This window comes from Vibrio sp. Vb0937 (assembly GCF_033338855.1).
Map to the genome: position 1 here is coordinate 1 of NZ_JAWOTK010000165.1, position 1,507 is coordinate 1,507.

Below are 1,507 nucleotides of genomic sequence, written 5' to 3' on the forward strand. Positions count from 1 at the left end.
GCAACCACATTATCAGGCGGCGAAGCGCAGCGAGTGAAATTGGCAAGAGAGCTATCCAAGCGTGATACGGGTAAAACCTTGTACATTCTGGATGAGCCAACAACTGGTCTGCACTTCCATGATATTCAGCAGCTATTGACCGTACTTCATCGCCTGCGCGATCACGGGAATACCGTTGTGGTTATCGAACATAACTTGGACGTCATCAAAACAGCAGACTGGATCATCGACTTAGGACCAGAGGGTGGACAAGGCGGCGGAGAGATCATTGCCCAGGGAACACCAGAAGATGTGTCTCAGATCGAAGGTTCGCACACAGCTCGATTCCTTAAGCCTATGTTGAAATAGAAAAAACGGGTAAAGTACAAAGACCAGCCAACGCTGGTCTTTTTTCATTCAAAACAACGCAATATATATGGCTACTATACATGTAAGTGGAACCAAACTTTCTCCTGAAAAAGTACAAGTTCCTCTCAATCGCAAGTTTCTCATCGCCTTGGCCGTTCTGTTTTTACTGGCCATGCACTTTTTTATGCCCAATCCAGGTGGGTCAGGGTTAGCCTTATCCTTCAACGCAACAACGTGGATTGCATTTAGCTTTGCGTTGGGTATCGGTTGCTATCAGCTCGCGAGTAACCGCATTTTACGCTATTCAAAGCTAACCATCGGGTTACTGATCAGCGCGATCATCATGACGTTGCCAGTATTCTACCCCAATGCGGACAGCACTCTGGCAGCGAACAAACTTATCGGCCTGTGGAGTGGTTTCCTGTTTTTTGTTGTCTTACAGCAATTTCATTTCAGTAATAAGCATCGCCAACGGTTACTTTGGTTCATCGTACTGGCTGTCGTGATTGAAGCTCTATTTGGTCTGACGCAATATCTTTTTCTAAAACCAGGGAATCCTTTCGGCTACGACACGATTGCTAACCGTCCGTACGGGATCTTTCAGCAACCGAATGTGATGGCAAGCTTTCTCGCTACTGGATTAGTCATTGCCAGTTATCTTCTAGCTCGCCAACCCTATAAGTATTCACGTAAGCTAAGCGACGTTTACCTTTTGTATGCCGTACCTGTTGTTACCTTGCCGTTGATTGTCGCGTTAGCTTCGCGCACAGGATGGCTAGCTACCATCATCGGTTTGTTGTTAGTGATTCCGTATATGTATCGCTTTGCAACCAAAGGCCGCTTTATTCGCTGGATCGCAGCTTTGGTTACGGGCTTGGTGCTCTCGTTCGTTGTAATGAGCATTGCATTCCCGGATGGAAGTGGACTGGCGACAGAGAAAGTGAATATGGAATCGCCTCGAGCGTACACTTTCCCTCAAACCTTGGATATGGTGATCGAGAAACCGTTCACTGGCTACGGTTACGGTAAGTTTGAATCTGAGTACATGCTGTACACCGCGCGCCAGCATGCGCTGAATGAGAACTATCCTGCAGGCTTGCCATCGATGGATCATCCACACAATGAAATGTTGTACTGGGGCGTAGAAGGTGGGCTTCTG

At 47.3% G+C, this 1,507-nt stretch carries 1 protein-coding gene and 1 pseudogene; both read left to right on the forward strand.

The genetic code is table 11. From position 1 onward, the window contains the following. Nucleotides 1–348, forward strand: a pseudogene (locus R7P67_RS24085) (excinuclease ABC subunit UvrA); the annotation flags it as partial. Nucleotides 349–415: 67 nt separating this feature from the next. Beyond that, nucleotides 416–1,507: O-antigen ligase (locus R7P67_RS24090; RefSeq protein ID WP_318086224.1), on the forward strand; the 1,092-nt coding region annotated here is incomplete at its 3' end.